Below are 25,559 nucleotides of genomic sequence, written 5' to 3' on the forward strand. Positions count from 1 at the left end.
TCCCCGCTGATGAAGGACCCGCGAAGATGCCCACCACACCCGCCCGCACCACGGTGAACGCGGCCAAGGGCAAGGCCCGCCGCAAGCCGGCCCCGGCCCGCAAGCCCGCCACCGCCGCCAAGCCCACCGCCACCAAGACCACGGCCGCCAAGACCACGGCCAAGCCCGCCGCAGCCAAGACCACGGCCAAGCCCGCCGCAGCCAAGACCACGGCCAAGCCCAAGGCCCAGAGCGCCAAGTCCCCGTCCCCGCAAGCGACTCCGAAGCCGGTTGCGCAGCCCGACCCGAAGGCCGCCGTCGCGGTCGAGGAGCAGCCCGCGGCCACCCCGGCCGAGGCCACCGCCCCTGCTCCCGCTCCCGCTCCCGCCCCCGAGCAGTCGGCGCCCCCCGCCGAGGCGCCGTCGAAGGCCGCGCTGTTCACCATGGTGATCGCCATGGCCGGCGGTTTCATCGCGCTGCTGGACACCACCATCGTCAACGTCTCGATGCAGGAGACCACGGCCCGGTTCGGCGGCATCAACCAGGTGCAGTGGGTGGTGACGGCCTACCTGCTGGCACTGGCGGCCGTGATGCCGGCGACCGGCTGGCTGGCCACCCGGTTCGGGACGAAGCGGGTGTTCGTCGCCGCGGTGACGCTGTTCGCGCTGGGTTCGCTGGGCTGCGCGGCCGCGCAGTCGCTGGACCAGCTGATCGCGGCGCGCGGCATCTCGGGCGCGGCGGCCGGTGTGCTGACGCCGGTGTCGACGATCCTGCTGACCCGCGGGGTGCCGCGCGAGCACCTGGGCCGGGTGCAGGCGCTGAACGGTTCGGTGATGCTGATCGGCCCGCTGCTGGGCCCGACCATCGGCGGCCTGCTGGTGGGCTGGGGCGGCTGGTCGGCGGTGTACGTGGTGAACATCCCGTTCTGCGCGGTGCTGCTGGCGGCCGCGCTGCGCTGGGTGCGCAAGGACGCGCCGCCGGCCGGCAGTGCCCGGCCGCTGGACGTGCTGGGTCTGGTGTCCTCGGCGACGGCGACGGTCTCCACGGTGCTGGCGATCCACGAGTACGCCGAGCACGGGGCGCGGGCGGCCGCGGCGCTGCTGGTGCCGGTGGGCCTGGCGGTGCTGGGCACGGTGGTCTTCGTGGTGCGCGAACTGCGGGCGAAGGCGCCGCTGCTGGACCTGCGGCTGTTCAAGATCCCGGTGTACGCGACCGCGGTGGTGAACATCTTCTGCCTGGGCTTCGTGCTGTACTCGCCGATGATGCTGATCCCGCTGTACTTCGAGTCGGCGCGCGGCGAGTCGGCGGTGAACACCGGTCTGCTGATGTCGGTCGGCGGCCTGGGCGTGGTGACGGCGGCCTGGCTGTCCCGGGTGCTGCTGCGGAAGATCGGCGGCGGGGCGACGGTGCTGATCGGCATCGGCCTGACCATGCTGGCGACGGTGCCGATGACCGGCCTGACCGGCACCACCGCGTACCCGCTGATCTGCGCCAGCCTGGTGGTGCGCGGCCTGGGCACCGGTCTGACCATCGTGCCGACGATGACCCGGGCGTTCCAGTCGATCCGGCAGGAGTCCATCCCGGACGCCTCCTCGCAGCTCAACCTGACCCAGCGGATCGGCGGCGCGCTGGCCATCGCGGTGGTCACGGTGGTGCTGACCGACTCGGCGAAGGCGCACCGCGGCATGGTGCCGGCGGCGTTCGCGCACTCCTTCGGCTGGCTGCTGGGGGTCTACGGGGTGACCCTGCTGCCCGCGCTGGCGCTGCTCCTGGCGGACCGCCGGGAGAAGCGCCAGCAGCAGGCGGCGAACTGACGGTGCGTCAGCGCGGCGCCCGCGGTCAGCGCGTGGCGGGGAGCCAGCCGTCCTGGACGGCGTGCACCCCGGCCTCGAAGCGGCTGCGGGCGTCGAGCCGTTCCATCAGGTTGGCGGCGAACCGGCGGGCGGTGCGCGGGGAGACGCCCAGCCGCTTGGCGATCGCCTCGTCGGTGTGGCCCTGGGCGAGCATCTTGAGGACGGCGAGCTCCTGCGGGGGCATCTCGTCGGCGTCGCACTTGGGGAGGTCGCCGACCGGGATCGCGTTGTCCCAGACGCCCTGGAACAGGGCGTACAGCGCGGCCACCGTGCCGGCGCCGCGCAGCACCACGGCGCCGGCCCGGGCGTCCTCGGTGTCGATCGGCAGCACGGCCTGCTGCCGGTCGAAGATGATCATGCGGATGGGGAGTTCGGGGACCGTCCGGACCTGGCCGCCGTGCAGGTTCAGCCAGGTCACGTGGTCCAGGGTGGGCCGGTGGTTGCGGACGCTGTCCAGGTAGACGGTGCGCATCTGCACCCCGCGCTCCAGCAGGGCCGCGTTCGGCTGCCGGCTGGCCCGCAGGTCCTCCTCGGAGTGCGCGCCGCCGGGGGCGAAGGTGGCCACCTCCTGGCGGACCGAGCCGGCCAGTTCGGCCAGCCGCTCGCGGATCGCCTCCGGTCCGCTGAGCTGCTCGGAGGCGGCGTCGGTCGCGGTGGGCCGCAGCGCCGAGCACTCCGCGATCAGCTGTGCGGCGGCGGCCCGGGAGGCTTCCACCCGCAGTTGCTGGGCGGCGAGTTCGGCCTGCTGGCGGGCCAGCAGCACCTCCATCGCGGTCTCCGGGCCGACCGCCCGGAACCCGATGCCCTCCCGGGCGGACGGCTGCACCAGGGCCAGTTCGCTCAACCGGTCGAGCCCGTGGCGGACTCTCTCCTCGGTGAGGCCCAGTGACCGGGCCAGTGCGGCGACTCCGGACTGCGGCTCGGCCAGCATCCGGCGGTAGATGGATTCGGCCTCGGTGTCGAGTCCCAGTGCGTCCAGCATGAATCGATCCCCGTCTCGATCAGCGCCAGTAACGTTTGCTCGGACTCAGAGCTTACTGATGCGGGGCAACCACGCACTGACCGTCATGTTCCGGAAAGATGTCCGGCCAACGCACGGGAGTTCACCGACCGTACACCTCCTGACGGACGGTCAGACGGCAGCCGACATCAGCAGCTGCCCGACCAGCTCGGTGACCTCGACAAGCGGCTCCGCCGGGGGCTCGGGAAGCGCCGACGCACAGTCACGGAGCAGGCTGTGGAAGGAGAAGAGCGCGGACGGATCCTGCCGCAGCAGGTTGTGTTCGAGCAGGACGTCCAGGAAACCTTCGGCCTCGTCCGGGCTCAGGCCGGTCAGCGCCGCCGCCCGCTGGAGGTCGAAGCTGCCCGCGGCCTGCCGGCTCATCAGCCGGGAGAAGCGCTGCTGCGCCCGGTCCAGGTACTGGTAGGAGGCGCGCAGCAGCACCATCAGGTCCCGGTCCGCGGTGCGCAGGCAGCGGGCCCGCCGGGCCGGGTCGGCCAGCCGCGCCACCAGGTCGGCGACCGTCCAGGCCGGGCGGTCGCGCAGCCGGGTCGCGGCGATCCGCACCGCCAGCGGCAGGTGCCCGCAGAGCGCGACGGCCTCGGCGGCCCGGGCGGGCTCCCGGGCCACCCTGGCCCGACCGGCCACCCGGGCCAGCAGTTCGATCGCGTCGGACGGCGGCAGCACGTCCAGCGGCAGCGCCACCGCCCCGTCCAGGGCGCTGAGCTTGCGCCGTCCGGTCACCAGCACCAGGGTCTCCCCGGCGCCCGGCAGCAGCGGGCGGACCTGGGCGCTGTCCGCGGCGTCGTCCAGCACCAGCAGGCAGCGCCGGCCGGCCAGTCGGGCCCGCCACAGCGCGCTGCGCTCCTCCAGCGAGGCCGGGACCTCCTCGGGCCGCAGGCCGTCGGCGCGCAGCAGCGCGGCCAGCGCCTGGATCGGCGGCACCGGGGGCCGGGACTCGTCGAAGCCGTCCAGCGCGGCGAAGAACTGGCCGTCCGGGAACTGCCCGGTCAGCTGGTGGGCGATCCGCACCGCCAGGGTGGTCTTGCCGACGCCGCCCATCCCGTCGACCGCCAGCATCAGCGGGGCGCCCGGGGCCCGCCGGCCGACCGCCTCCAGCAGCAGGGCGGACTCGGCGGTCCGGCCGGTGAAGTCGGCCAGGTCGTGCGGCAGGCAGTTGGGCCGGCCCGGCGGTTCCTGCACCCGGGCGGGGCGCGGCGCGGGCGGCTCGGACGGGGCGGCGGCGGCGCCGTGCACGCCGGGCCCGTCGGCCAGGATCTCGGCGTGCAGGGCGCGCAGCCCGGGGCTGGGCTCCAGGCCCAGTTCGGTGGCCAGGAAGCGCCGTCCCTCGTCGTAGACGGCCAGCGCGTCGGCCTGCCGGCCGCTGCGGCACAGCGCGGTCATCAGGCTGCGGCGCAGCGAGTCGCGCAGCGGGTACTCGGCCAGCAGTGCGGTCAACTCGCCCACCAGGGAGGAGGTTTCACCGACCTTCAGGCGCAGCGCCATCAGGTCCTCGACGGCGGCGATCCGCTGCTCGTTCAGCTTCACCGCGGCGCTGGTCACCGCCGGGCAGTGGATGCCCGCGAAGGCCTCGCCGCGCCACAGGTCGACGGCGGACTGCAGCAGCCGGATCGCCTCGGCGAACCGTCCGTCCCGTTCGGCGGTCCGGGCCTCCCGGACCTTGCGGGCGAACCGGTTGGCGTCCACCGCGTCCTCCGGGGCGGCCAGCCGGTAGCCGACGTCGGCCGTCACCAGCCGGTGCTCGCCCGCGGCGAGCACCCGTCTCAGGTCCCGGATGGCGTTGTGCACCTGGGGGCGGGCCGAGGTCGGCGGGTCCTCCCAGAGCTCGTCCACCAGGAAGTCCATCGGCACCACCCGGCCGACGTTCAGCAGCAGCAGCGCCAGGAGTCTCTGCTGCCGCATGCCCCGGACGTCCACGGGGACACCGCTCTCGCGGGCCTCCAGGGCGCCCAGCACCAGGAATTCCATCGTCCTTCACCCCCGTGAATGCGATCGGTCTGTGGTCGTGCGCTGCCGTGCCCGGCCGGCTCAGCCGCCCCAGGTGACGTCGCCCTGCGGGGAGACGCCCGGGTGCGGGGTGGCGGTGGCGGTCGGGGTCGGGTCGACCTGGACGGTCCCTGCGCCGTCCGCGACGTTTCCGGAGAATTCCACGGCGCCGGCCGAAACGGTCAGGGCGGCGACGGTGACGACCACGGAAGCGGCGAACTTGGAGACACGGGTGACCAGCACGGAATTCTCCTCGGAAATTGGTGGGCTTTCCCGGGATTCTTTCCCGGGGCTCCTGGCCGGGGCTCTCGCTCCCGCCGACATCTCTACTGTGCGCCTCCCGGGAGCGGGAGGGAACAGGGGTCGGCTGGACGGAACATGCACTGACCTAAGCCGTCCACACCGGCCTCAGTCGAAGTCCCACCAGGGGCCCGGAACCAGGGCCGCGCCCACCGACAGCACGGCGGAGCCGGCCAGCTGCGGCTCCAGGTCGACGGCCCGCACCAGCAGGTCGGCGGCCCGCTCCTCGGCCTCGGCCAGTCCGGCGGCCAGGCTGAACACCCCCACGGTGACCTCGCCGGACTCCTCCCCGTGGACGCTGACGTGCTCCAGCGCGTCCGCCTCCCGGGCGTGGGCGTGGATCATCTCGGCCAGGCCGGGGGGCACTCCACCGCCGGCCGGCATGCGCAACCTCGCGTGAACCAGATACATGCTTCCATCTTCGGTCCCGCCTCTAAGTACCCGAACGACTTCCGGCTGGTCGCTTTATGCCGTGGCATAAAGCGTCCGCTCGAGCGATTCTCGAGCGGACGGGATGTGCGGTACGAGTGGGACCGGAGGGAAAAGGGGAGCCCGGGGGTCAGACGGCCGCGGCGAGGTGGTCGGGCATTTCGCCGCCGCTGTCCAGGAAATGCGTCAGCGGCAGGGTGGCCGCGCCGAGCGTCACCGCGTCCGGGCCGAGGTCGGAGAGGGTGATGGTGGTGCGGGAGCGGGGGTAGGAGAGGGCGTAGCGGGTGGCGGCCTCGCCGATCGCGGGCAGCAGCCGGGGGCCGAGCAGCAGGCCGGCCCAGCCGCCGATGACGATCCGCTCGGGGTTGAACAGGTTGACCAGGTCGGCGATCGACGCGCCGAGCAACTCCGCGGCCTCGTCCAGCAGTTCGACGGCGGCGGGCTGCCCGTCCTCGGCGGCCCGCAGCAGGGCCGCCAGGCCGGCCTTCTCGCTGGTGCCGGGCACGGTGCCGTCCCAGCGCTCGACCAGAGCCTCGGCGCCGACGTACGCCTCCAGGCAGCCGCGCGAGCCGCACCGGCAGCGGCGGCCGCCGACGTGCACCTTGGTGTGGCCCCACTCGCCGGCCGAGCTGGTGGCGCCGCGGAAGCGGACGCCGTCGGCGATCACGCAGGCGCCGACGCCGGAGCCGAACAGGGCGACCACGGCGTGCCGGCTGCCGCGGCCGGCGCCGAACCACATCTCGGCCTGGCCGAGGGTCTTGGCGCCGTTGTCGACGTACAGCGGCAGCGCGGTGTGCTCGCGCAGCATCCGGCCGAACGGGACGGCGTCCCAGTCGAAGGTCTGGCCGTGCACGACGATGCCGGCGCCGGGGTCGGGGCCGGTGCCCTGCTCGACGATGCCGGGGACGCCGATGCCGATGCCGAGCACGCTCTCGGCCGGGACGCCGGCCGCGGCGAGCACCTGGTCGAGGCCGCCGGCGATCATCCGGACCACCCGCTCGGGGTCGTGCGCGGCGAGCAGCGGCTGGTCGGCGGAGGCGAGTTCGGTGAGCGCGAGGTCGAACAGGGTGACCCGGACCTGGGTCTCGCCGATGTCGATGCCGACCAGGTGGGCCTGGCCGGGGGTGACCCGGAGCAGGATGCGCGGGCGGCCGCCGTCGGACTCGACCGACCCGCACTCCTCGATCAGGCCGTCGGCGAGCAACTCGCCCGTCACGTTGCTGACCGATCCGGCGCTCAGTCCGGTCGCGGTGCCCAGCTCCTGGCGGCTCAGCGGACCGTGGAAGTACAGGTGCCGCAGGAGCGTGGAGCGGCTGCTCCGGCGCAGGTCGCGGACGGTCTGCTTGCCTCGGGGTGTCATCGGTGTCCCTTCTTCGTTGCAGAATCTACGCGGTCGCGCCTCTTGACGTCTACTTTTCTCAGACGTTAAATCTCGGCGTGAAGTAAGCGCTCCGTGCTGCTGCTTCACCCCCACGAGACGACAGCCCGAGAGGGGCTCCTCCCATGCGCACCCACCGGATCTCCGCCGCCCTCGCCCTGACCGCCGCGATCGTCCTGACCGCCTCCGCCTGCGGCGGCGGCGACAGCGGCGGCGGCAGCAACTCCAGCCCGAAGACCCTCACCTACTGGGCCTCCAACCAGGGCAGCAGCCTGGAGAACGACAAGCAGGTGCTGGAGCCCGAGCTGAAGAAGTTCGAGCAGCAGACCGGCATCAAGGTCAACCTCGAGGTCATCCCCTGGTCCGACCTGCTGAACAGAATCCTGGCCGCCACCGCCTCCGGCCAGGGCCCGGACGTGCTGAACATCGGCAACACCTGGTCCGCCTCCCTCCAGGCGACCGGCGCGCTGCTCCCGTTCGACCAGGCCGCCTTCGACAAGATCGGCGGCAAGGACCGCTTCCTGGAGTCGACCATCGCCTCGGCCGGCGCCAAGGGCAAGGACCCGGCGGCCGTCCCGCTGTACTCGATGGCCTACGGCCTCTACTACAACAAGAAGCTGTTCCAGGCGGCCGGCATCGCCACCCCGCCCGCCACCTGGGAGGAGCTGGTCGCGGACGGCAAGAAGCTCACCTCGGGCGACAAGTACGGCCTGGCGATCGAGGGCGGCAACGTCTCGGAGAACGTCCACCACGCCTTCACCCTGGGCATGCAGCACGGCACCGGCTTCTACGACGCCTCCGGCAAGCCGCAGTTCGACAGCCCGGAGGCGGTCGCCGCGGTCAAGCAGTACGTCGACTTCATCGCCAACGACAAGATCGCCGCCCCCGGCAACGCCGAGTACGCCGCCAACCAGTCGGTGACCGACTTCGCCACCGGCAAGGCCGCCATGCTGATGTGGCAGTCCGCGGGCGCCAACCTCAAGTCGCACGGCATGAACCCCGACGACTACGGCGTCGTCCCGGTCCCGGCCCCGGCCGGCGCCACCGGCGACAAGGCCACCACCTCGATGGTGGCCGGCATCAACCTCGCGGTCTTCAAGAACACCAAGAACCTCGACGGCGCCCTGAACTTCGTGAAGTTCATGACCAGCGACGAGGAGCAGAAGACCCTCAACGGCACCTACGGCTCGCTCCCGCCGGTCAAGGCCGCCCAGTCCGACGCCGCCTTCGCCACCCCCGAGCTGCAGACCCTCGCGGGCGTCCTGCAGAAGAGCGCCGCGCCGCTCCCGCAGGTCCCCACCGAGAGCCAGTTCGAGACCCTGATCGGCACCGCCGTGAAGAACCTGCTGGCGTCCGCCGCCGCGGGCAAGCCGGTCACCGAGGCCACGGTCAAGGACGAGCTGTCCAAGGCCCAGCAGCAGATGCCGGCGAGCTGACGAACGTGCCCGAGAAAGTGATCGACCGTCAGACCGCCGGTCAGGAGGCCGCCCCGCAGGGGGCGGCCCCCGCCCGCCGGCGCATCCGCGAGAAGTTCGGGCGCAGCGCCCTGCCCTACCTGCTGCTGCTCCCGGCCCTGCTGGCCGAACTGCTGATCCACCTGGTGCCGATGGTCACCGGCATCGTGATGGCGTTCAAACAGCTCACCCAGTTCTTCATCCGCGACTGGGGCTCGGCGCCCTGGTCCGGCTTCGACAACTTCAAGGTGGCGCTGGAGTTCGACGCCCCGGTCGGCAAGGCGCTGCTGCACTCGTTCTGGGTGACCTGCGCCTTCACCGTGCTCTCGGTCGGCCTGTCCTGGCTGATCGGCGTCACCGCCTCGATCTTCACCCAGGACGCCTTCCGCGGCCGCGGACTGCTGCGCGCGGCGTTCATGCTGCCGTACGCGCTGCCGGTGTTCGCCGCCGTGATCACCTGGTCGTTCATGTTCCAGCGGGACACCGGCCTGATCAACCACGTCCTGCACGACCAGCTCCACCTGACCAGCGACAAGCCGTTCTGGCTGATCGGCGACAACAGCTTCTGGGCGCTGCTGACCGTCTCGGTCTGGAAGTCCTGGCCGTTCGCCTTCCTCACCCTCACCGCGGGCCTGCAGAACATCCCGCGCGAGCTCTACGAGGCCGCCGCGCTCGACGGCGCCGGCGTCTGGCAGCAGATCCGCCGGATCACCCTGCCCTCGCTGCGCCCGGTCAACCTGGTGCTGGTGCTGGTCCTCTTCCTGTGGACCTTCAACGACTTCAACACGCCGTTCGTACTGTTCGGCAAGTCCGCCCCGCAGGCCGCCGACCTGATCTCGATCCACATCTACCAGTCCTCCTTCATCACCTGGAACTTCGGCCAGGGCTCGGCGATGTCGGTCCTGCTGCTGCTCTTCCTGCTGCTGGTGACCGCGGTCTACCTGTTCGCCACCAACCGCCGTCGGGGGGACGCAGAATGATCAACCCGCCCGCCTCCTTCCGCTGGCTGCGCCGGATCGTGCTGCTGGTGCTGGCCGTCTTCACCCTGACCCCGGTCGCGGTGATGCTCAGCTCCTCGCTCAAGCCGCTGCAGGACGTCCAGGGCCCGTGGCGCTGGCTCCCCAGCCACCTGACCCTCCGGCCGTACATCGACATCTGGACGACCGTCCCGCTGGCCAAGTACTTCACCAACTCGCTGATCGTCGCGGGCTCGGCCACCGCCCTGTCCGTGCTGATCGCGCTGCTGGCCGGCTACGCGGTGAGCCGCTACCGCTTCCGCGGCAAGAAGATCTTCACGATCACCGTGCTGTCCACCCAGATGTTCCCCGGCATCCTGTTCCTGCTGCCGCTGTTCCTGATCTTCGTCAACATCGGCAACTCCACCGGCATCGCGCTCTACGGCAGCCGCGGCGGCCTGATCCTCACCTACCTGACCTTCTCGCTGCCGTTCTCGATCTGGATGCTGGCCGGGTACCTGGACTCCATCCCGCGCGACCTCGACGAGGCCGCCGCGGTCGACGGCTGCGGCCCGATCCGCACCCTGGTGCAGATCATCGTCCCCGCCGCGCTGCCCGGCATCATCGCGGTCGCCGTGTACGCCTTCATGACCGCCTGGGGCGAGGTGCTGTTCGCCTCCGTCATGACCAACGACCAGACCCGCACGCTGGCCGTCGGGCTCCAGGGGTACGCCACCCAGACCGACGTCTACTGGAACCAGGTGATGGCCGCCTCGCTGGTCGTCAGCCTCCCCGTGGTCGCCGGATTCCTGCTGCTGCAGCGCTACCTGGTGGCCGGTCTGACCGCCGGTGCCGTCAAGTGACGCACCGCTGACGAGCCGTCAGGCCGCCCGCCCCCTCACCCTCGAAAGGACCACCCCGTGAACCACCTCGACGCGCTGCCGGCCAACTTCCGCTGGGGCGCCGCCACCGCCGCCTACCAGATCGAGGGCGCCGCGAGCACCGACGGCCGCGCGCCGTCGATCTGGGACACCTTCTCGCACACCCCCGGCAAGGTCGACAACGGCGACACCGGCGACGTGGCCTGCGACCACTACCACCGCTGGCCCCAGGACCTCGACCTGGCCGCCTCGCTCGGCCTGGACGCCTACCGCTTCTCCATCGCCTGGCCCCGGGTCGTCCCGCTCGCCGACGGCAAGGTCAACGCGGCCGGCCTCGACTTCTACGACCGCCTGGTCGACGGCATGCTGGAGCGCGGCCTCACCCCGTTCCCCACCCTCTACCACTGGGACCTCCCGCAGGCCCAGCAGGACCGCGGCGGCTGGCCCGAGCGCGCCACCGCCGAGCGCTTCGCCGAGTACGCCGCCGTGGTCGCCGAACGCCTCGGCGACCGGGTCCGCGACTGGTGCACCCTCAACGAGCCGCTCTGCTCCTCCTGGATCGGCCACCTCGAAGGCAAGATGGCCCCCGGCCTCACCGACCTCACCGCCGCCGTCCGCACCTCCTACCACCTGCACCTCGGCCACGGCCTCGCCGTCCAGGCGCTGCGCGCCGCCGTCCCCGGCGCCCGGATCGGCATCGTCAACAACCTCTCCACCATCGAGCCCGCCTCGCAGTCCGACGCCGACCTCGCCGCCGCCCTGCGCGCCGACGGCCACATCAACCGCTGGTGGCTCGACCCGGTCCTCGGCCGCGGCTACCCGCAGGACATGCTCGACCTCTACGGCGTCGAACTCCCCGTCCAGGACGGGGACATGGAGCTCATCTCGGCCCCGCTCGACTGGATCGGCCTCAACTACTACTTCCGCCAGATCGTCGCCGACGACCCCACCGGCCCCGTCCCGGGCTTCCGCCAGGTGCCCGGCCCCAACCCCGAGCGCACCGCCATGGACTGGGAGGTGCACGCCCCCGGCATCGAGGAACTGCTGCTGCGCCTCACCGAGGACTACGGCGTCCGCGAGATCTACGTGACCGAGAACGGCTCGGCCTACCGCGACACCGTCACCGCCGACGGCCGCGTCGACGACCCCGAACGCACCGCCTACCTCGAAGCCCACCTCGCCGCCTGCGCCCGCGCCGTCGCCAAGGGCGCTCCGCTGGCCGGCTACTTCGCCTGGTCCCTGCTCGACAACTTCGAGTGGGCCTACGGCTACGACAAGCGCTTCGGCCTCGTCCACGTCGACTACGACACCCAGGTCCGCACCCTCAAGACCAGCGGCGAACGCTACTCCCAACTCATCGCCGCCCACCGCGCCCGCGCCTGACCCCCGACCGACCACCCCGCAGGGCCCCGGGAGCACCCGCTCACTCCCGGGGCCCTGCCTCTTGTCGTCCGGCCGCCGCTCTCCGCACGGGTGGATCGCATCTACGTAGATCCGATCTACCCGATCAGAACCCGGACGGTTTCCTCTCGACGGTCTCCACGCCACTCGGACGCAGAGGACGATGAGTGCGTGAAGGAGAACGATTTCGGGGCAGCGCCGCGGACGCCCGATCCTGCCTACCACACACCGACCGTCTTCCTGCTGGTCGGGTTGACCGGTTCGGGGAAGACGACCTATGCCACCCGGGTGTTGGAGCCGTCGGGGGCGGTGCGGCTGTCGGTGGACGAGCTGGTGCACGCCAGGTACGGCCGCTACGGGGTGGACTACCCCGAGCACCGGTACTTCGAGCTGGAGGCCCCGGTGGTCGGGGAGGTCCGCGAGCGCCTGGTCGAGCTGGTCGGCGCCGGGATGGACGTGGTGCTCGACCACGGGCTGTGGCTGCGGCGGGACCGCGAAGAGTGGAAGAAGCTGGTCACCGAGGCGGGCGGGCGGTGGCGACTGCTGTACTTCCCGGTGCCCAAGGCCGAGTTGCTGCGGCGGCTGGAGGAGCGCAACCGCCGTGAGGACGCCAACGCGCTGACCGTGACGGCCGACGCGTTGGACGACTTCTACCAGCGGTTCGACGTCCCCGACGGCGAGGGCGAGGAGACCGTCGAGCCCGGCTCGTTCTAGCCGAGCGGCCTGGTGGGCGGGCGCCAGGTGTCCACGATGTGCTGGGCCTCCTTCGCCCACCACTCGGGAACGGCGGCGAGGGTGACCGGCCGCAGCCCCAGCGCCTGAACGCCGATCCGGCCGCCGTGTCGCTCCAGGTGGGCGAGGACCCGCTGGGCCTCGCTGTGGCGGGACGGGCCGAGGGCCTGCCAAGCGCCGCTGGCGGAGTGCTCGGCCCGGCGTCGGACGTCGTCGGCGACACCGCCTCGCCACTTGAAGTGGTGCACCACGACCGGGGGTCGGTTGACCGGCCAGTGGCCGGGGGCACGGTGGTTGCCGGCGGCGACCGGCACGGACGAGTGCGCGAGGACGATCTTCCGGGGGTCGCCGCGGACCACGCGGTGAGTGACGAACCCACCGAGCGGATACGCCGCGTCCAAGCCGGTGGCGGGGTCGAAGCCGGTGAGGGAACCGTCGGCGCTGACCCGGTCGAGCATCAGCCCGCGGACGGTGCCGGTGCGGTCGGCCTCCGCGCGGGCGACGGCGGCGGTGATGCCCAACGGGTAGGTCTGGAGTTCGTCGGAGTCGGTGAGCAGGTGCCAGCCGTCCCCGGCCCGGTGGCGGAGTTCGTCGCGCAGGGTGCCGTTGACGCTCTCGTGCCACGGCCCGGTGCTGGTGATCTCCGCAACGATCCCGAGGTTGCCGCAGGCAGCGTGGAGGGCCTGGCGGAGGTCGGCGGTGACGTGGTCGGGGAAGTGGAAGGCCAGGTGGAAGCGGGCGACGCCGAGCGCCCGGTAGTGGGCGGTGAACGCGGCCAGCAGCTCGGGTTCGACGGGGCCGATCACCGCGATCAGCGGCGGGACGGACAGGGTCATCGCTTCGGGTCTCCTTCGGCGGTCAGCCGGGTCCAGGTGTCGGCGAGGTGGGCGGCCTGCTCCCGGGCGGTGGGCAGGCCGAGCGCGCGGGCGTCGGCGGGGCCCGGTCTGCGGGGCGCCTTGAGGTGGGCGGTGTCGAGGGCGTGCGCGAGGGCCGCGGGGTCTTCGGCGGTGAACAGCCGGGCCCAGCCGCAACCGGCCAGCACACGGGTGAGGTCGGGGTCGTGGTCGGAGGCCAGCAGCGGGATCCGGTGGCGGGCGGCGTCCGTGACCAGGCCCGACTCCTTGGCCACCCTGCGGCGGCGGGAGACCAGGGTCAGGTCGGCGGCCGCGTACACGGCCCGGACCTCCGCCTCCTCCGCTCGGCGTTCCAGGACGTGCAGCCGCACGTGCCCGAGTGCCCGGACCTTCCCCAGTAGGGCGGCGTCCAGCGGGTGCCCCGCAACCAGCAGGTGCACCGGCCGGTCGATCAGGCCGAGCGCGGCGGCGACGGTGGGGATGTCCTTGTGCGGCCACCAGCCGCCCACCAGTGCGAGAGCCTGCTCGCCCGGTGGGATGCCAAACACGGTCCGGGCCACCTCCCGCTCCCGTTCGTCCGGCGGGGTCGCGGCCCCGAGGACCGCGAACGCGCGCACCCGTACGGGTACGCGGGGCGCGTTGGCCTGGACGTCGGCCCGGACGGCCTCGGTCGGGCACAGCACCCGTACTGCGGGCCCGCCGGGGCGGTCGAGGCGCTGGAGGAAGCGGGCGGGGACGGTGGCGACCTCGTGGACGAACCGCAGGTGCGGAAGTCGGCCGAGGCGGGCGGTGGTGTGGTGCAGGGCTTCGCCGGCGGTCAGCACGACCACCGCGCCAGGTGGTTCGTCCGCGAGTACGGCGCGGGCGGTGGCGAGGTGGGCGGCCTCGGCCAGACAGTGGGCCAGCAGGACGCCCTGGTGCGGCACCCGCCGGACCCGTCGGGGCAGCCGAAGGGCCCGGGTCGCTCGGATCCCCGCAGCGGCCAGGCAGTCGGCGGTGCGGGCCGCCGCCCACAGGACGCGGGCGGGGGCGCCGGAGGGCCGCACGACCAGCCGGGCGCCGGTGGAGGCGATGGCGGCGGCGGTGTCGTGGTCGGTGCCGCCGAGCAGGACCGCCAGCGCGCGGCCGGAGACCGCTGCGGCGAGGTCGGCGAGCACGCGCGGGGAGTGCCCGGCCCCGCGCGGCTCGATCAGTACCAGCGGTCGCCGACCGCTCACCGGGTGCCTGCCGGGAGGGCGGTGCCGTGCGCCTGGTGGAAGCGGCGGTGCAGCCAGGCGGGGTCGTTGATCAGGTCGAAGCCGGCCGGCTCGGCGCGGTGCCCGGCATCGGCGAAGGAGACGCCCTCGCGGGCGCCGAGCACCGCCCACTCGCCGTACGGTCCCTGGCCCCGGTCGGTCCAGGAGGCGATCCGGAAGTGGGCGTCCGCCGGGGCGGTGCCGTACTCGCAGCCGCGGGTGAGCATCGCGCACTCGCGGAAACCCGCCTTCCAGGCGTGGAAGGGGCTCTGGTCGAACCGGGTGATCCCGGCGACGGCCTTGGCGAACTCGACCTTCCCCGGCAGCGCGGCGAGCACGTCGAACGCCTCGCCCATCTCCCGCAGGGCGGCGGTGCGGATCAGCTTCATGCCGCCGTAGCCGTAGGTGAGGCCGTTGACCGGGTTGACGGCCTGCCACACCCGCATCGCCACCCCCTCGGCCAGCGGAGCGACGGCGGCCGGATCGAAGTGCTCGTCGATCTCGAAGTCGCCGTCGCCGAGGAAGAACGCCTCCGTGTCCACGAGTTGGGCGCACAGCCCGTACGCGCGGCGCATCCCGTGGACGCCGTGCAGGCGCTTGACCGGACGGCCCAGCACCCGTTCGGTGCGGGCGTGCAGGACGGAGGCCAGCGGCTCGTCGAAGGACAGGAACACCGCGTCCAAGCCGGCGCCGGTCACGCGAGGGCCTCCAGGTAGCGGGCGGCGATCACGGCGGGGGCCATGGCCTCGGTGGACGCCTTGGCGAAGGCGGAGTGCTCGGCGTAGAACGCGGGGTCGCCGATGAGCCGGGCGGTGGTCTTCGCGGCCTCGGCCGGGGTGTCGAAGAGCAGGTCGGGGTGGATGTGTTCGGCCATCCACCCCATGCGCGGGGAGATCACCGGAAGGCCCATGCCCTGGCAGTCGACGACCGAAAGCGACCACGGGCAGGACGGCCGGTACGGCGCGATCCCGAAGTGCGCGGCGGCCAGCACCTCCCGGTAGCGGGCCCGGTCACCGCCGTCGGAGACCACCTCGACACCCGGTAGCCCGGCCAGCGCGTTGCGGAAGCGCTCGGGGCTGTCGTCCAGGGCGGTGCGGCCCGGGCGCCGGTTGCCGAGCAGATCCATCACCGTCAACCGCAGTGCGGGCGAAGCCAGTTCGACGGCCAGGCGCAGGAACTCCTGGGTGCCGTAGTGGGCGTACAGGCGGTGGTTGTACACGGCCGTCGCCGTCCCGCCCTGCGGCGGGTCAGGGGTGTCCTCGCGGACGAGGGCAGGATCGCGGGGCGGCGGCACGATCCGCAGCCGCTCGCCGATCTCCAGCCCGGCCCGCTCGGCCGCGTCGGTGAGCCAGCGGGCGGCGGTCTGGGAGTGCACCAGGACCCGGTCCAGGGCTGCGACGCCGGCCAGGAAGGTCAGCAGCACCGGGTGGCCGAGGCCGCCGTCGTCCAACGACGGGTCCAGCAGCAGTTCGGTGCGGGCGAAGGAGAACGGCAGGTAGTGGCAGTAACCCGCGAGGACCGCGCCGTTGCCGGCCTCCAGCATCGCCGCCCGCACCAGCGGCGCGGACTCGACCTGGTTGGCCACCACCACGTCCGGGCGCACGCGTTGCAGCAGGCCGGTGAGGGCGGCGGTGTCGCCGTCGAAGCGGGCCCGGTACTTCGTGCCTGGCACCGGGGTCGGCTCGAAGCCCACCCGCGCATCGGTCACCGGGGCAGGGGCGGCGAACACCGTGCTCGCGCCGGCGTCGACCAGGGCGGGCAGCAGGGTGTCGGCCACCACCCAGCCGGAGTCGGCCGACAGCCGGTCCGGGTTGGAGATGTTGAGCAGGTACAGCACCTTCGGCATCAGGGCTTCTCCCTCTCCTCGCGCCGCCCGGACGGGCGGCTGCGGGAACCAGGACAGCGGGGGCTGGGCCGGTGACGGGATGCTGAACTACCATCACTCACGGTTCATTCATCACTCATCGGGGGCGAGCGGCGGGATGACCGAGGCGACCGAAACCGATCCGGTCGAGCAGGCCGCCGAGGCGTTCGCCGCCGAGGTGTCCTACTGGCGCGAGGTCCGCGGCCTGTCCATGCGGAGCCTGGCCGGAAAGATGGGCTTCGATCCGTCCTACGTCAGCCACATCGAGTCCGGCCGCCACCGGCCGACCGAGGAGTTCGCCCGCCTCGCCGACGAGGTCCTGAACGCCGGCAAGGCCGTCTGGCGCCGCTGGACGGAGTTCGACGGCGTCCGCCTCCGCACCCGCCCCCAGGCCGTTCCCCCGGCCCCGCGCCGGGCCGAGCAGCCGTACGCCTCCGGCTCCGCCCTGGTCGTCGAGCACGACGAAGCCCGACTCCGCTTCGACGACGGCGTCTACCGGCTCACCATGCGCCGCCGCCTGCGCAACACCGGAGGCGAGCCGAACACCCGCTCACCTGGGGAGAGTTGGCGCTCACCGCCGAGTGCCGGGGCGAGGCGATGCGCTGGCAGGCCAAGCACGACCGCGACGCCTTCAAGGAGGTGTGGCTGATGTTCGAGAACGAGGACGGCCGCTTCCCCCTCTATCCGGGCGACGCGACGTGGATCGAGTACGCCTACAGCGTCACCGAAGGCAAGTGGGGCCACTGGTTCCAGCGCGCGGTTCGCCTGCCCACCGAGCACCTCTTGGTCCGTCTCGACTTTCCGGCCGGCCTCGACCCGGTGGTCTGGGGCACGGAGACCTCGATGACCGCCGAGTCAGTGCCCCTGCGGACCGCTCCCGAACGCCGGGACAGCACCGGTCGGAGAATCTACGAATGGACGACGGACGATCCGGCCCTGCACGCCCGCTTCCGCCTCGAATGGCGGTTCCGTAACCCCCACCAGCGGTAACCCACCAAGGAGTTCAGGTGATCGAGGTGCGGCCCAGCCAGCACATGCAGAACCTCGGTGTCGTCCAGCAGGGAGCCGACATCCTCCACCGGCCGTCCGTTCCGTTCGACCTGCCTGCCGAGCACGACGCCGTCCGATCCGCCGTCGACCTGCTCTTCGCCGCCGTCGAGCACATCGGCCGCGTCCACTCCTTCGCCAAGGGCATGGGCCTCGCCGCCCCCCAGATCGGCATCGATCGCGCAGCGGCCCTCGTCCTCCCGCCCACCCCGGACGCCGCCCCGATCGTCCTCCTCAACCCCCGCGTCACCGCCGCCTCCGCAGAGACGGACGAGCAGTACGAGGGCTGCCTCAGCTTCTTCGACGTCCGCGGCCTGGTTCCCCGCCCGCTGTGGATCGAAGTCACCACTACCGGCCCCGACGGCGCCGAGACCGCGATGGTCTACGAACGGGGCCTGGCCCGACTCATCGCCCACGAGATCGACCACCTCGACGGCCTGCTCTACACCGACCGGATGCAGCCCGGCGTCCACCCCATCCCCGTCGAGGAGTACCGGGGCACCGGTTCCACCTGGAACTACTGAGAATCGCGGACTCCGTCATCGAGCTGAGCCGGAGGGACGTGGTGGATCACCGGGAGTTCATGGCCGCTTCCAGCGCGTACGCGCTCGCGGCGCTCGACATCCACGGCCTCGACCGCCGCCGTACCCGTGCGATCGTTCTCGCCGACCTCGGGGCCGTTCGCCTGTGGCAGGACGACGTGGACGGCGCGCTCGCCTCCTGGTGTGACTTCCTCGACTGTGCGGACGGCATCAGATCGGTCAAAATCCGGGACGCCGTCCACGACATGCGGGCCCGGCTCCACGGGTTGCGGGGAACGGCCGGTGCGGAGGAAATCAACGAACGGGCGGCCGCATTCGAATAATTCACTCCCGCCCGTTCATCGGATTATTTCGGCGGGAGGGGAATGGGGCGCAATCCTATTTTCTGACTGCTGGTCAATTGCTTTGCGGGCGAGGTGAAATGGATGATCCCTCGGATGTAGCATCCGAGGGATCAATCAACCATGGCCGGTCCGGGCGAAATTTTCTTGGCGGAAAATCCCGGAGCGGCCCGAGCCCCCCAAGGCGTATGGCGGGAGGCGCATTCGGAGTCTAGCCGATCGACTCCGTACGCCTGGGCCATTGCCCGGAAAGGCGTACGCGCATGTGCTCCGTCACCACCACCGTCACCACCCCGCCCCGCCGGGACGCGTCCGTGTCCGTCCGGCTGGCCTGGCGCAACGGCCTACGGAACCGGTGGGTCAAGCAGATCCCCCGGGCCTCCCGGGGGCAGTCGCAATGGCGCTCCCTCTCCGGTGACTTCACCGGGTTCCTGCTGTACCTCGGCGACATGGCCGACGAGGACGGCACCAACCTGCGCACGCCGCCCTCCCGGGACACCGTCGCCGCGTTCGTGCGCTGCTCGAAGGAGACGGTCCAGCGCTACTACGAAGCCGCCGAGGCGGCGGGTCTGGTTTTCTTACGGCGTGACCAGGGCGGCCGGATCGCGGGCTACCGGCTGCTGATGCCCTTCGGCGACCTGCCGGACTGGCGGGGGTGCCTCGACGTGCTGCGTTCGGACGCCCGGCGGGTCAAGCAACAGGAGAAGCGCGAGCACGAGCGGGCGCAGGGGCGGGCACGGGGGCGGGTGCGCACCTGCTCGTCCTCACGTGCGGACGAGTGCGGACGGGTTCACTCGTCCGCACCTGCGGACGAGTTGACGCCGCCGGAGGACACCGACTCGTCCGCACGTGACGACGTCACTGGTCCGCACGTGACGAGCGGCTCGTCCGCACGTGCGGACACGACACGTCTCACACGTCTGGACACGGGGATGGCTGAGGTAGTTGGGACAGTGACCACTCCGCGCGCGCGAGCCCCGTACGACGGCCGACCACCGACCCGCCCGGAGCACCCGCCCCGCCCCCGGCATCCGGTCGTCATTCCGCGTCCGCGCGCAGCCGTCGAGCAGCACCCGGTCACGAAGCGATTCACCTCCGACGGCCACCCGGTGGTCCGGCCGGGCACCCCTGAGTGGAACGACCTTCGCGCGACCCTGCGGGCTGCCAATCCCCGCCGCTCCGAGCTGCTGGTGCCGTTCCGAACGTCCCGACCCGTCGCCCCCGGTGCGCCCCCGTGGGCCTGAGGAGCGCACCGCGTCCTGGTCGGTGGCGGGAGGACCCGCGTTCGTGTCCGAGGTGTGCAAAAATCGCACACATGGAGACGATCGGGAACTGGAGCGAGATCGGCGAGCGAGTTGCGGAAGCACGACGAGCCGCAGGGATGAGCCAGGGAGAGCTCGCCGTACGACTCGGTCTGGACCGCACCATGCTGGTACGCATCGAGTCCGGCGAGCGCAAGATTTCTGCCGTGGAGCTGTTTCGCCTGGCGGAAGCGCTGGGCGTTCCTGCTGCGCACTTCGTCACCCGCCCGCCGGCCCCGTTGGTCTCGCGCCGACACAGCCTGGACGAGGACGCGGATGGTGCGTCCCGCGCCAGATTTCGTTTCGATGCCCTTCTCGAAGCACATGCGCGGGACGCGCAGTGGCTGATCGGAGAGGGTTTCCTCGTCCCTCCGCCGGCTCCCACCAGGCCGGAGGGCCTGGTCGATCCAGGAGCGCTCGCCCAGGCAGCACGCGCAACGATCGGCAGACCCGGCGGGCCCCTGGGCGGTGTCGCACGCGTTGCAGAGCAGTTCGGGTTGTACCTCCTCAGCGTTGACGCGGAGGGGGAGGGGGCCTCCCTGCTTCTCGACGGCTTCGGGGTGGCTGTCGTGGGCGGCAGGGCGGCCCCGGGCCGACGTCGTTGGACTGCGGCGCACGAGCTCGGACACCACCTGCTTCAGGACGAGTACCACTCGGACCTTTCGGTGGCGGCCGGCCGGGACGAACGGGAAGAACTCATCGACCGGTTCGCCGAGGAACTGCTGATCCGGGACGCGGACCTCCGGGAGGAGTGGCGGAACCGAGGACAGGACGTCGGACCGCGGACCTTCCTCATCGAGATCGCGGCCCGGTACCGGATCTCGTGGGGAGCCGTCGTGCACAAGGCCGCCAGGCTCGGGCTGGTTTCGAGCGCACAGGCACGCCAGTTGCGGGCCGACACCCCGACCCGCGGCGATCTTCTCTCCGTGCACGGGGCGGAGCCTGTTGAAGACCTGACCGTCGGCACCACCGGACCCCAGTGGCGCAGAGCCGTCCTCGACGCCTGGGCCGGTGGTGACGTGACCGGTCCGCGCGCGGTGGAACTGTTGCACGGCGCGATCACCGTCGATGACCTGCCGTTGCGCAGGCTGGAGGAACCCGCCCCGTGGCGACTGCCGCGCCCGGCGCGTCCATCCTGGTCTGGGACACCTCGCCCCTGTTCCATGCGATCAAGGCCGACCGCATCGACCTCTTGGCCGACTTCGCTCGGGAACGGCAGGGGACCCTCTGCCGTAACGTGACGACGGCAACCGTTGTTGATGAGCTCGTCTACGCGAACCTGGATATTTCGGGTCTCGGCTGGCTGGAAAAGGTCCACGTGGACGGCCTCGACGAACTCGGTGCGTTGGTCCGCTGGATGGAAGTGGTCTCCGGCGAACGCTCGAACCACGGCGAAGCGACCGTCCTCGACTGGGCCGAGGTGCACGGGGCGACGGCGGTCATCGACGATGCGGATGCCCGCCGGGCCGCCCAGAAGCACGGGATGCCGGTCCAGGGTTCGCTTCGGGTCCTCGCCGATGCTCTGCGGGAAGGCCGGATCACCGAGTACGCGGCGAACGCCTTCGCCGACGCGATGGTCGACACCGGGGCACGCTACCCGTTCGGGTCCGGTGGGTTCCTGCCATGGGTGCGTCGGATGAAACTGCTCTGACTGCCGAGTGGAGCGGGCAGGGCCCCGGGAGCGGTGGGTGCTCCCGGGGCCCTGCGGTGCTTCGGTGCTTCGGTGCCGGCGGGGCGTCAGCGGCCCTGGAGGGACTTGACGTTGTCGCCGAAGGTCCAGCCCTTCGAGCCGTCCCAGTTGAGGGACCAGGTCATCAGGCCCTTCAGCTGGCCGCTGTAGGAGCCGTAGGCCTGGGAGACCAGGCTGGGGGCCATGTAGCCGCCGCCCGCGCCGGGCTGGGCGGGGAGGCCGGGGACCTGCTTGTCGTAGGGGACCTTGATGGTGGTGCCCTGGATGGTCAGGCCGTTGTTGAGGCAGGTGGTCTGGGCGGTGAAGCCCTGGACGGTGCCGGCCGAGTAGGAGTCGCCGGAGCAGCCGTACATGGAGCCGTTGTAGTACTGCATGTTCAGCCACCAGAGCCGGCCGTTGTCGACGTACTTCTTGATGATCGGCAGGTACGAGCCCCAGATGGAGCCGTAGGTGACGCTGCCGCCGGTGACGTACGCGGTCTCGGGGGCCATGGTGAGGCCGAAGCCGGCCGGCATCTGGGCGAGGACGCCGTCGATGATCCGGATCAGGTTGGACTGCGAGGCGGACAGCGTGCCGATGCTGCCGCTGCCGGACAGGCCGGTCTCGATGTCGATGTCGATGCCGTCGAAGTTGTACTTCTTCAGGATCGGCACGATGGTCGCCACGAACTTGTCGGCGACGGCGGAGGAGCTGAGGTCGATGCCCGCGGCGGCGCCGCCGATCGACATCAGGATGGTCGCGCCGTTGGCCTTGGCCTGGCACATCTCGGCGGGGGTGGCCACCTTGACGCCGGTGTCCATGCCGTCCTGCCAGAGCACGGTGCCGTCGGAGAGGATCACCGGGAAGGCGGTGTTGAGGACGTTGTAGCCGTGCTGGGCGATCCGGCTGTCGGTGATCGGGGTCCAGCCGAGGCCCGGGTGCACGCCGTTGGAGGCGCCGTCCCAGTTCTCCCAGTAGCCCTGGAGCACCTTGCCGGTCGGCCGGGGCTTGGTCGCGCAGGTGGCGTCACCGGGCGGGTTGCTGGTGGGCGGCTGCGAGGTCGGGGGCTGGGACGTCGGGGGCTGCGAGGTGGGCGGCTGGGACGTCGGGGGCTGGGACGTCGGCGGCTGGGAGGTGGGCGGCTGCGAGGTCGGCGCGCTGCTGGAGGGCGACGGGCTGCCGCTGCCGCCGGGGCCGCTGAGCACCAGGTCGTCGGCGTAGAACGCGGGCTGGCCGTACCAGCCGTGCACGAAGACGGTCACCGAGGTGGTGGACGCGCCGGTGGAGAAGGTGGTGCTGAGCTGGCCGTAGGAGGCGTTGCCCGGGGCCCAGGTGGAGGCGTTCACGCCGGTGCCGGTGGCGCCGAGGTAGACGTAGCTGCCCTGGACGAAGCCGCTCAGGGTGTACTGCGAGTTGGGCTGCACGCTGACGGTCTGCGAGCACTGCGCGGTGTCCTGGCCGCTGGGGGTGGCCTGGAGCGCGGCGGTGCCGCCGTGCACGGGGCTGCCGACGATCGCGCTGCCGCCGGTGCAGGTCCAGTTGGCGAGCCCGCTCTCGAAGCCGGGGTTGGCGATCAGGTTGGCGACGTCGGCGGACGCGGTGACCGAGCCGGCCACGGCGAGGCCGGCGCCGATCACGGCGGCGGCGCTGACGCCGGCCAGGGTGCGCTTCGCGGCGCTCGGGCCGGACCGGGCGTGGCTGACCCGGGGCGCCTGGGCGGCGCGCTCCACGGGCGTGTACGACCTTCGACGGAACATCGTGATCCCTTCCCGCCGAACACCTGGTCATGACCATGACCAGCGCTGTGGGGGCGCGATGCCCGGCTGTGGGTGAGGTGGGGACATGTGGGGGGTTGTGCCCAGCCGGATCGTAGGAGCGGGGGCAAGGGGCGTCAATAGGTCTGGACCAATAGCGAGGGTCTGGACCACTCCCGGGAAGGGTCGCCGATCGCCGCCCGGAGCACGGGAGTTGCCGGCCGGCCCTCCGCGAGGGCATGAACGGCCGGAGCCGCACCCCGTGCCCCCGTACGCCCTTCCTGCCCGCCCCCGGGCGAGGCAGACTGGCCGCGGCCCCGCACGCCGGCCCCCGCACGCCGCACGACCCGCCCCGCACCCCGAACGCCGAACGCCGAACGGAGGGAGCCCGAGACGTGGACTGCCGCAGCCCCGCAGCCGCCCTGCTCGCCGAGGCCTGCGCCGCCGCCGGCCGCCCGAGCGCCGGCGCCGAACTGATCCGGGCCGGCGAGAACACCCTGTGGCGGCTGCCCGGCGGAGTGGTCGCCCGGATCGGCCGGCCCGGCCAACTGCACGTCGCCGAACGCGAGTTGACCGTAGCCAGGTGGCTGCACCGGCACCGGGTGCCGGCCGTCCGACCGCTCGGCCACCCGCCGGTGCCGCTGGCCGTGCGCGGCCGCCCGGCCACCTTCTGGCACGAGCTGCCGCCGCACCGCCCCGGCACCGCCGTCGAGTTGGCCACCGCGCTGCGCCGCCTGCACGGGCTGCCCCCGCCGGAGGGCGGGCTGGGCGTCCTCGACCCGTTCGTCCGGCTCCCGGAGCGGATCGCCGCGGCCGCCCTCGACGGCCCGGACCGCCGCCGCCTGCACGCCCGCCTCGACGACCTGCGCACCGCCTGGCGCGAACTCGCGCTCCCCGCCCGGCCGCCGCACGTCGTGCACGGCGACGCCTGGAGCGGCAACCTCGCGGTCACCGCCACCACCGCCCACCTGCTGGACTTCGAACGCACCGCGCTCGGCCCGGCCGAGTGGGACCTGACCACCACCGCCGTCGGCCGCCACACCTTCGGCACCGTCCCGCCCCGGACGTACGCCGCGTTCTGCGCGGCCTACGGCGCCGACGTCACCGAGTGGCCCGGCTACCCGGTGCTCCGCGACATCCGCGAACTCCGGCTCACCTGCTACGCCCTCCAGCAGTCCGGCGCCAACCCCCGCCACCGCGCCCAGGCCGACTACCGGCTGGCCTGCCTGTTCGGCGAGCACGGCCCCCGCCCCTGGGGCTGGACCGCCCTCGGCTGACGGCGGGTCAGTCCACGCAGGGCGCCCCGCCCAGCTCGACCGGCTCCGGCCCCGGCTCCGGCCCCGGGTCCGCCGCCGGGGCGGTGGCACCGGGGCCGGACGCGGCCAGGGAGGCGGAGCCGGACGGCTCCGCGCCGTCGGCCAGGATCCGCCGGGCCGCGCCCTCCACCGCCCGCAGCCGGGTGCCCTCCCGCGTCACCGGCAGCGTGGTCAGGGTGCCCCGCCCGGCGGCCAGCGCCGGGACCTGGCGGACGAAGTCCACCGGGCTCCAGTCCTGGTCCACCACCAGCTCGTCGGCCATCGCCCGGTACAGCGCGCCGAGCTTCCCCGGGTCGGCCAGCACCCCGCCGCCGCGCAGCTTCTCCACCACGCCGGCCAGGAACGCCTGGGCGCGCCGGGTCCGCTCCAGGTCGGAGCCGTCGCCGACGCCGTGCCGCTGCCGGACGAAGGCGAGCGCCTGGGCGGGCCCCAGCTCCTGCCGCCCGGCGGGCAGCCGGGCCCCGCTGGCCGGGTCGTCCACGGCGTGGTTCAGGCAGACCGGGATCCCGCCGAGGGCCTGGGCGGTGCGGTAGAAGCCGGTCATCGACAGTTCCGCGTAGTGGTTGACCCGGACCAGAGTGAGCATCTCGACGGCCTGGAACAGCGCCCGCCGCCCGGCCTCCCGGCCCCGCTCGCGCAGCTCCGGCGCCGGCAGGCCCTGGGCGTCCAGCCGCTGGATCTCGGCGGTCTCCGCGTCCAGGTAGACGTGGCCCAGCGGCACCTCGTGGCCGTTGCCGTCCCGCACCAGCACGTCCCGGGGCAGCGAGAGCTGCCGCACCTCGCCGCCGCCCGCCGGGACGTGCACCAGCATCACGGTGTCGGTGGCGTCCAGCTGGTTGGCCCCGCCGCTGTGCAGGTCGCCGTGGCGCAGCCCGTCCGGGGCCTGCTCGCCCCGGGCGTCGACCGAGGAGTCGGTGCCGACCAGCAGGACCGTCACCCCGCCGGCCAGCGGCGGCGGCGCCGGGTCCGGCCCGGAGTGGGCCAGCTCCACCACCGGGGTCCGCTCCCCGGGCACGTCCCGGGGCGCGGTCAGCAGCCCCGCCCCGACCGCGACCGCCGCGGTCAGCGCCCCCGCCAGCAGCACCGTGCGCCGCCGCCTGGCCCGGGTGCGCCGCCGGCCGGCCGCCAGTCCGCCGTCGACCAGCCGGGCCGTCACCTCCGGCCCCGGCCCGCTGCCCGTCAGCCCGAAGGCCGCCCCCAACTGCACCTCGAACTCCCCCTCCCCGTCGCCGTTCGCCCCGCTCGCCCCGCCGTCCACCGCACCAC

General features: G+C 72.6%; 24 protein-coding genes and 2 pseudogenes. 14 read left to right on the plus strand and 12 right to left on the minus strand.

The window, feature by feature from the left end; all coding sequences use genetic code 11:
- Positions 1–26: 26 nt before the first annotated feature.
- Positions 27–1,793: a DHA2 family efflux MFS transporter permease subunit gene (locus IH44_RS0116375; RefSeq protein ID WP_051816965.1), complete on the plus strand. Its 1,767-nt coding sequence runs from the start codon at positions 27–29 to the stop codon at positions 1,791–1,793.
- Positions 1,794–1,818: 25 nt separating this feature from the next.
- Here IH44_RS0116375 and IH44_RS0116380 read toward each other — a convergent pair whose 3' ends face one another.
- From IH44_RS0116380 to IH44_RS0116400, 5 genes are all read right to left on the minus strand, one after another.
- Positions 1,819–2,814 carry a helix-turn-helix transcriptional regulator gene (locus tag IH44_RS0116380; RefSeq protein ID WP_030460301.1) on the minus strand — a complete coding sequence of 332 codons (996 nt, stop codon included), beginning with the start codon at positions 2,812–2,814 and terminating at the stop codon, positions 1,819–1,821.
- A 150-nt stretch (positions 2,815–2,964) separates the two neighbouring features.
- On the minus strand, positions 2,965–4,821 hold the full coding sequence (locus IH44_RS0116385; RefSeq protein ID WP_030460302.1) for an AfsR/SARP family transcriptional regulator: 1,857 nt from the start codon (positions 4,819–4,821) through the stop codon (positions 2,965–2,967).
- A gap of 60 nt (positions 4,822–4,881) precedes the next feature.
- The gene (locus IH44_RS0116390) at positions 4,882–5,082 is read right to left on the minus strand and encodes a hypothetical protein (protein ID WP_030460303.1); all 201 of its coding nucleotides are present in this window, start codon (positions 5,080–5,082) and stop codon (positions 4,882–4,884) included.
- Between the two features lie 165 nt (positions 5,083–5,247).
- On the minus strand, positions 5,248–5,550 hold the full coding sequence (locus IH44_RS0116395; RefSeq protein ID WP_030460304.1) for a hypothetical protein: 303 nt from the start codon (positions 5,548–5,550) through the stop codon (positions 5,248–5,250).
- 148 nt (positions 5,551–5,698) lie between these two features.
- The gene (locus tag IH44_RS0116400; RefSeq protein ID WP_030460305.1) at positions 5,699–6,928 is read right to left on the minus strand and encodes an ROK family transcriptional regulator; all 1,230 of its coding nucleotides are present in this window, start codon (positions 6,926–6,928) and stop codon (positions 5,699–5,701) included.
- Positions 6,929–7,071: 143 nt separating this feature from the next.
- On the opposite strand from IH44_RS0116400, the gene IH44_RS0116405 reads away from it, so the two are divergent.
- The 5 genes from IH44_RS0116405 to IH44_RS0116425 all read left to right on the plus strand — a co-directional run bounded on the left by IH44_RS0116405 (position 7,072) and on the right by IH44_RS0116425 (position 12,352).
- The gene (locus IH44_RS0116405) at positions 7,072–8,382 is read left to right on the plus strand and encodes a sugar ABC transporter substrate-binding protein (protein WP_030460306.1); all 1,311 of its coding nucleotides are present in this window, start codon (positions 7,072–7,074) and stop codon (positions 8,380–8,382) included.
- Between the two features lie 17 nt (positions 8,383–8,399).
- The gene (locus tag IH44_RS0116410; RefSeq protein WP_030460307.1) at positions 8,400–9,380 is read left to right on the plus strand and encodes a carbohydrate ABC transporter permease; all 981 of its coding nucleotides are present in this window, start codon (positions 8,400–8,402) and stop codon (positions 9,378–9,380) included.
- The gene (locus tag IH44_RS0116415) at positions 9,377–10,219 is read left to right on the plus strand and encodes a carbohydrate ABC transporter permease (protein WP_030460308.1); all 843 of its coding nucleotides are present in this window, start codon (positions 9,377–9,379) and stop codon (positions 10,217–10,219) included. The genes IH44_RS0116410 and IH44_RS0116415 overlap by 4 nt, the downstream gene beginning before the upstream one ends.
- Before the next feature lie 57 nt (positions 10,220–10,276).
- The gene (locus IH44_RS0116420; protein WP_030460309.1) at positions 10,277–11,620 is read left to right on the plus strand and encodes a GH1 family beta-glucosidase; all 1,344 of its coding nucleotides are present in this window, start codon (positions 10,277–10,279) and stop codon (positions 11,618–11,620) included.
- Positions 11,621–11,809: 189 nt separating this feature from the next.
- Positions 11,810–12,352, plus strand: coding sequence for an ATP-binding protein (locus tag IH44_RS0116425; RefSeq protein WP_081966917.1), 543 nt, complete (start codon positions 11,810–11,812; stop codon positions 12,350–12,352).
- Here IH44_RS0116425 and IH44_RS0116430 read toward each other — a convergent pair.
- From IH44_RS0116430 to IH44_RS0116445, 4 genes are read right to left on the minus strand one after another with little or no spacing between them, the layout of a single operon-like run.
- Entirely contained in the window at positions 12,349–13,206 is an 858-nt protein-coding gene (locus tag IH44_RS0116430) for a hypothetical protein (protein ID WP_030460311.1), read from the minus strand. The two genes, IH44_RS0116425 and IH44_RS0116430, sit on opposite strands and share 4 nt — an antisense overlap.
- Positions 13,203–14,441, minus strand: coding sequence for a hypothetical protein (locus IH44_RS0116435; RefSeq protein ID WP_030460312.1), 1,239 nt, complete (start codon positions 14,439–14,441; stop codon positions 13,203–13,205). Before IH44_RS0116435 ends, IH44_RS0116430 begins: the two co-directional genes overlap by 4 nt.
- Positions 14,438–15,157 carry a hypothetical protein gene (locus tag IH44_RS0116440; protein ID WP_030460313.1) on the minus strand — a complete coding sequence of 240 codons (720 nt, stop codon included), beginning with the start codon at positions 15,155–15,157 and terminating at the stop codon, positions 14,438–14,440. Before IH44_RS0116440 ends, IH44_RS0116435 begins: the two co-directional genes overlap by 4 nt.
- A complete protein-coding gene (locus IH44_RS0116445) occupies positions 15,154–16,305 on the minus strand; it encodes a vegetative cell wall protein (RefSeq protein WP_030460314.1) in 1,152 nt (383 codons plus the stop codon). Before IH44_RS0116445 ends, IH44_RS0116440 begins: the two co-directional genes overlap by 4 nt.
- A 136-nt stretch (positions 16,306–16,441) precedes the next feature.
- Between IH44_RS0116445 and IH44_RS48055 the strand changes: the two genes are divergently transcribed.
- The 7 genes from IH44_RS48055 (at position 16,442) to IH44_RS0116475 (ending at position 21,205) form a co-directional block, all read left to right on the plus strand.
- The gene (locus tag IH44_RS48055; protein ID WP_232794962.1) at positions 16,442–16,972 is read left to right on the plus strand and encodes a helix-turn-helix transcriptional regulator; all 531 of its coding nucleotides are present in this window, start codon (positions 16,442–16,444) and stop codon (positions 16,970–16,972) included.
- The gene (locus IH44_RS48060; RefSeq protein WP_232794963.1) at positions 16,972–17,313 is read left to right on the plus strand and encodes a hypothetical protein; all 342 of its coding nucleotides are present in this window, start codon (positions 16,972–16,974) and stop codon (positions 17,311–17,313) included. Before IH44_RS48055 ends, IH44_RS48060 begins: the two co-directional genes overlap by 1 nt.
- Positions 17,314–17,330: 17 nt before the next feature.
- The gene (locus tag IH44_RS47260) at positions 17,331–17,894 is read left to right on the plus strand and encodes a peptide deformylase (RefSeq protein WP_030460315.1); all 564 of its coding nucleotides are present in this window, start codon (positions 17,331–17,333) and stop codon (positions 17,892–17,894) included.
- Between the two features lie 41 nt (positions 17,895–17,935).
- Positions 17,936–18,235, plus strand: a complete 300-nt coding sequence (locus tag IH44_RS0116460; protein WP_030460316.1) for a hypothetical protein — start codon at positions 17,936–17,938, stop codon at positions 18,233–18,235.
- 281 nt (positions 18,236–18,516) lie between these two features.
- Positions 18,517–19,497 (plus strand): hypothetical protein, encoded by a 981-nt coding sequence (locus tag IH44_RS0116465; protein WP_030460317.1) that lies wholly within the window; start codon positions 18,517–18,519, stop codon positions 19,495–19,497.
- Positions 19,498–19,568: 71 nt separating this feature from the next.
- The gene (locus tag IH44_RS43665) at positions 19,569–20,795 is read left to right on the plus strand and encodes an ImmA/IrrE family metallo-endopeptidase (RefSeq protein ID WP_081966918.1); all 1,227 of its coding nucleotides are present in this window, start codon (positions 19,569–19,571) and stop codon (positions 20,793–20,795) included.
- Positions 20,792–21,205, plus strand: a complete 414-nt coding sequence (locus tag IH44_RS0116475) for a hypothetical protein (RefSeq protein WP_030460319.1) — start codon at positions 20,792–20,794, stop codon at positions 21,203–21,205. Before IH44_RS43665 ends, IH44_RS0116475 begins: the two co-directional genes overlap by 4 nt.
- 86 nt (positions 21,206–21,291) lie before the next feature.
- On the opposite strand, the pseudogene IH44_RS48065 reads toward IH44_RS0116475, so the two are convergent.
- Positions 21,292–22,248, minus strand: a pseudogene (locus IH44_RS48065) (chitinase); the annotation flags it as partial.
- Positions 22,249–22,473: 225 nt separating this feature from the next.
- Positions 22,474–22,980: pseudogene (locus IH44_RS48070) on the minus strand (carbohydrate binding domain-containing protein); the annotation flags it as partial.
- Positions 22,981–23,372: 392 nt separating this feature from the next.
- Here IH44_RS48070 and IH44_RS0116485 point away from each other — a divergent pair.
- On the plus strand, positions 23,373–24,254 hold the full coding sequence (locus IH44_RS0116485) for a phosphotransferase family protein (RefSeq protein WP_051816969.1): 882 nt from the start codon (positions 23,373–23,375) through the stop codon (positions 24,252–24,254).
- A 7-nt stretch (positions 24,255–24,261) separates the two neighbouring features.
- Here the strand turns inward: IH44_RS0116485 and IH44_RS49405 are convergent, their stop codons facing one another.
- Positions 24,262–25,551 carry an LCP family protein gene (locus IH44_RS49405; RefSeq protein WP_051816970.1) on the minus strand — a complete coding sequence of 430 codons (1,290 nt, stop codon included), beginning with the start codon at positions 25,549–25,551 and terminating at the stop codon, positions 24,262–24,264.
- Positions 25,552–25,559 lie beyond the last annotated feature (8 nt).

It is taken from the genome of Kitasatospora sp. NRRL B-11411 (genome assembly GCF_000721345.1).
Taxonomy (GTDB): Bacteria; Actinomycetota; Actinomycetes; order Streptomycetales; family Streptomycetaceae; genus Kitasatospora; species Kitasatospora cineracea.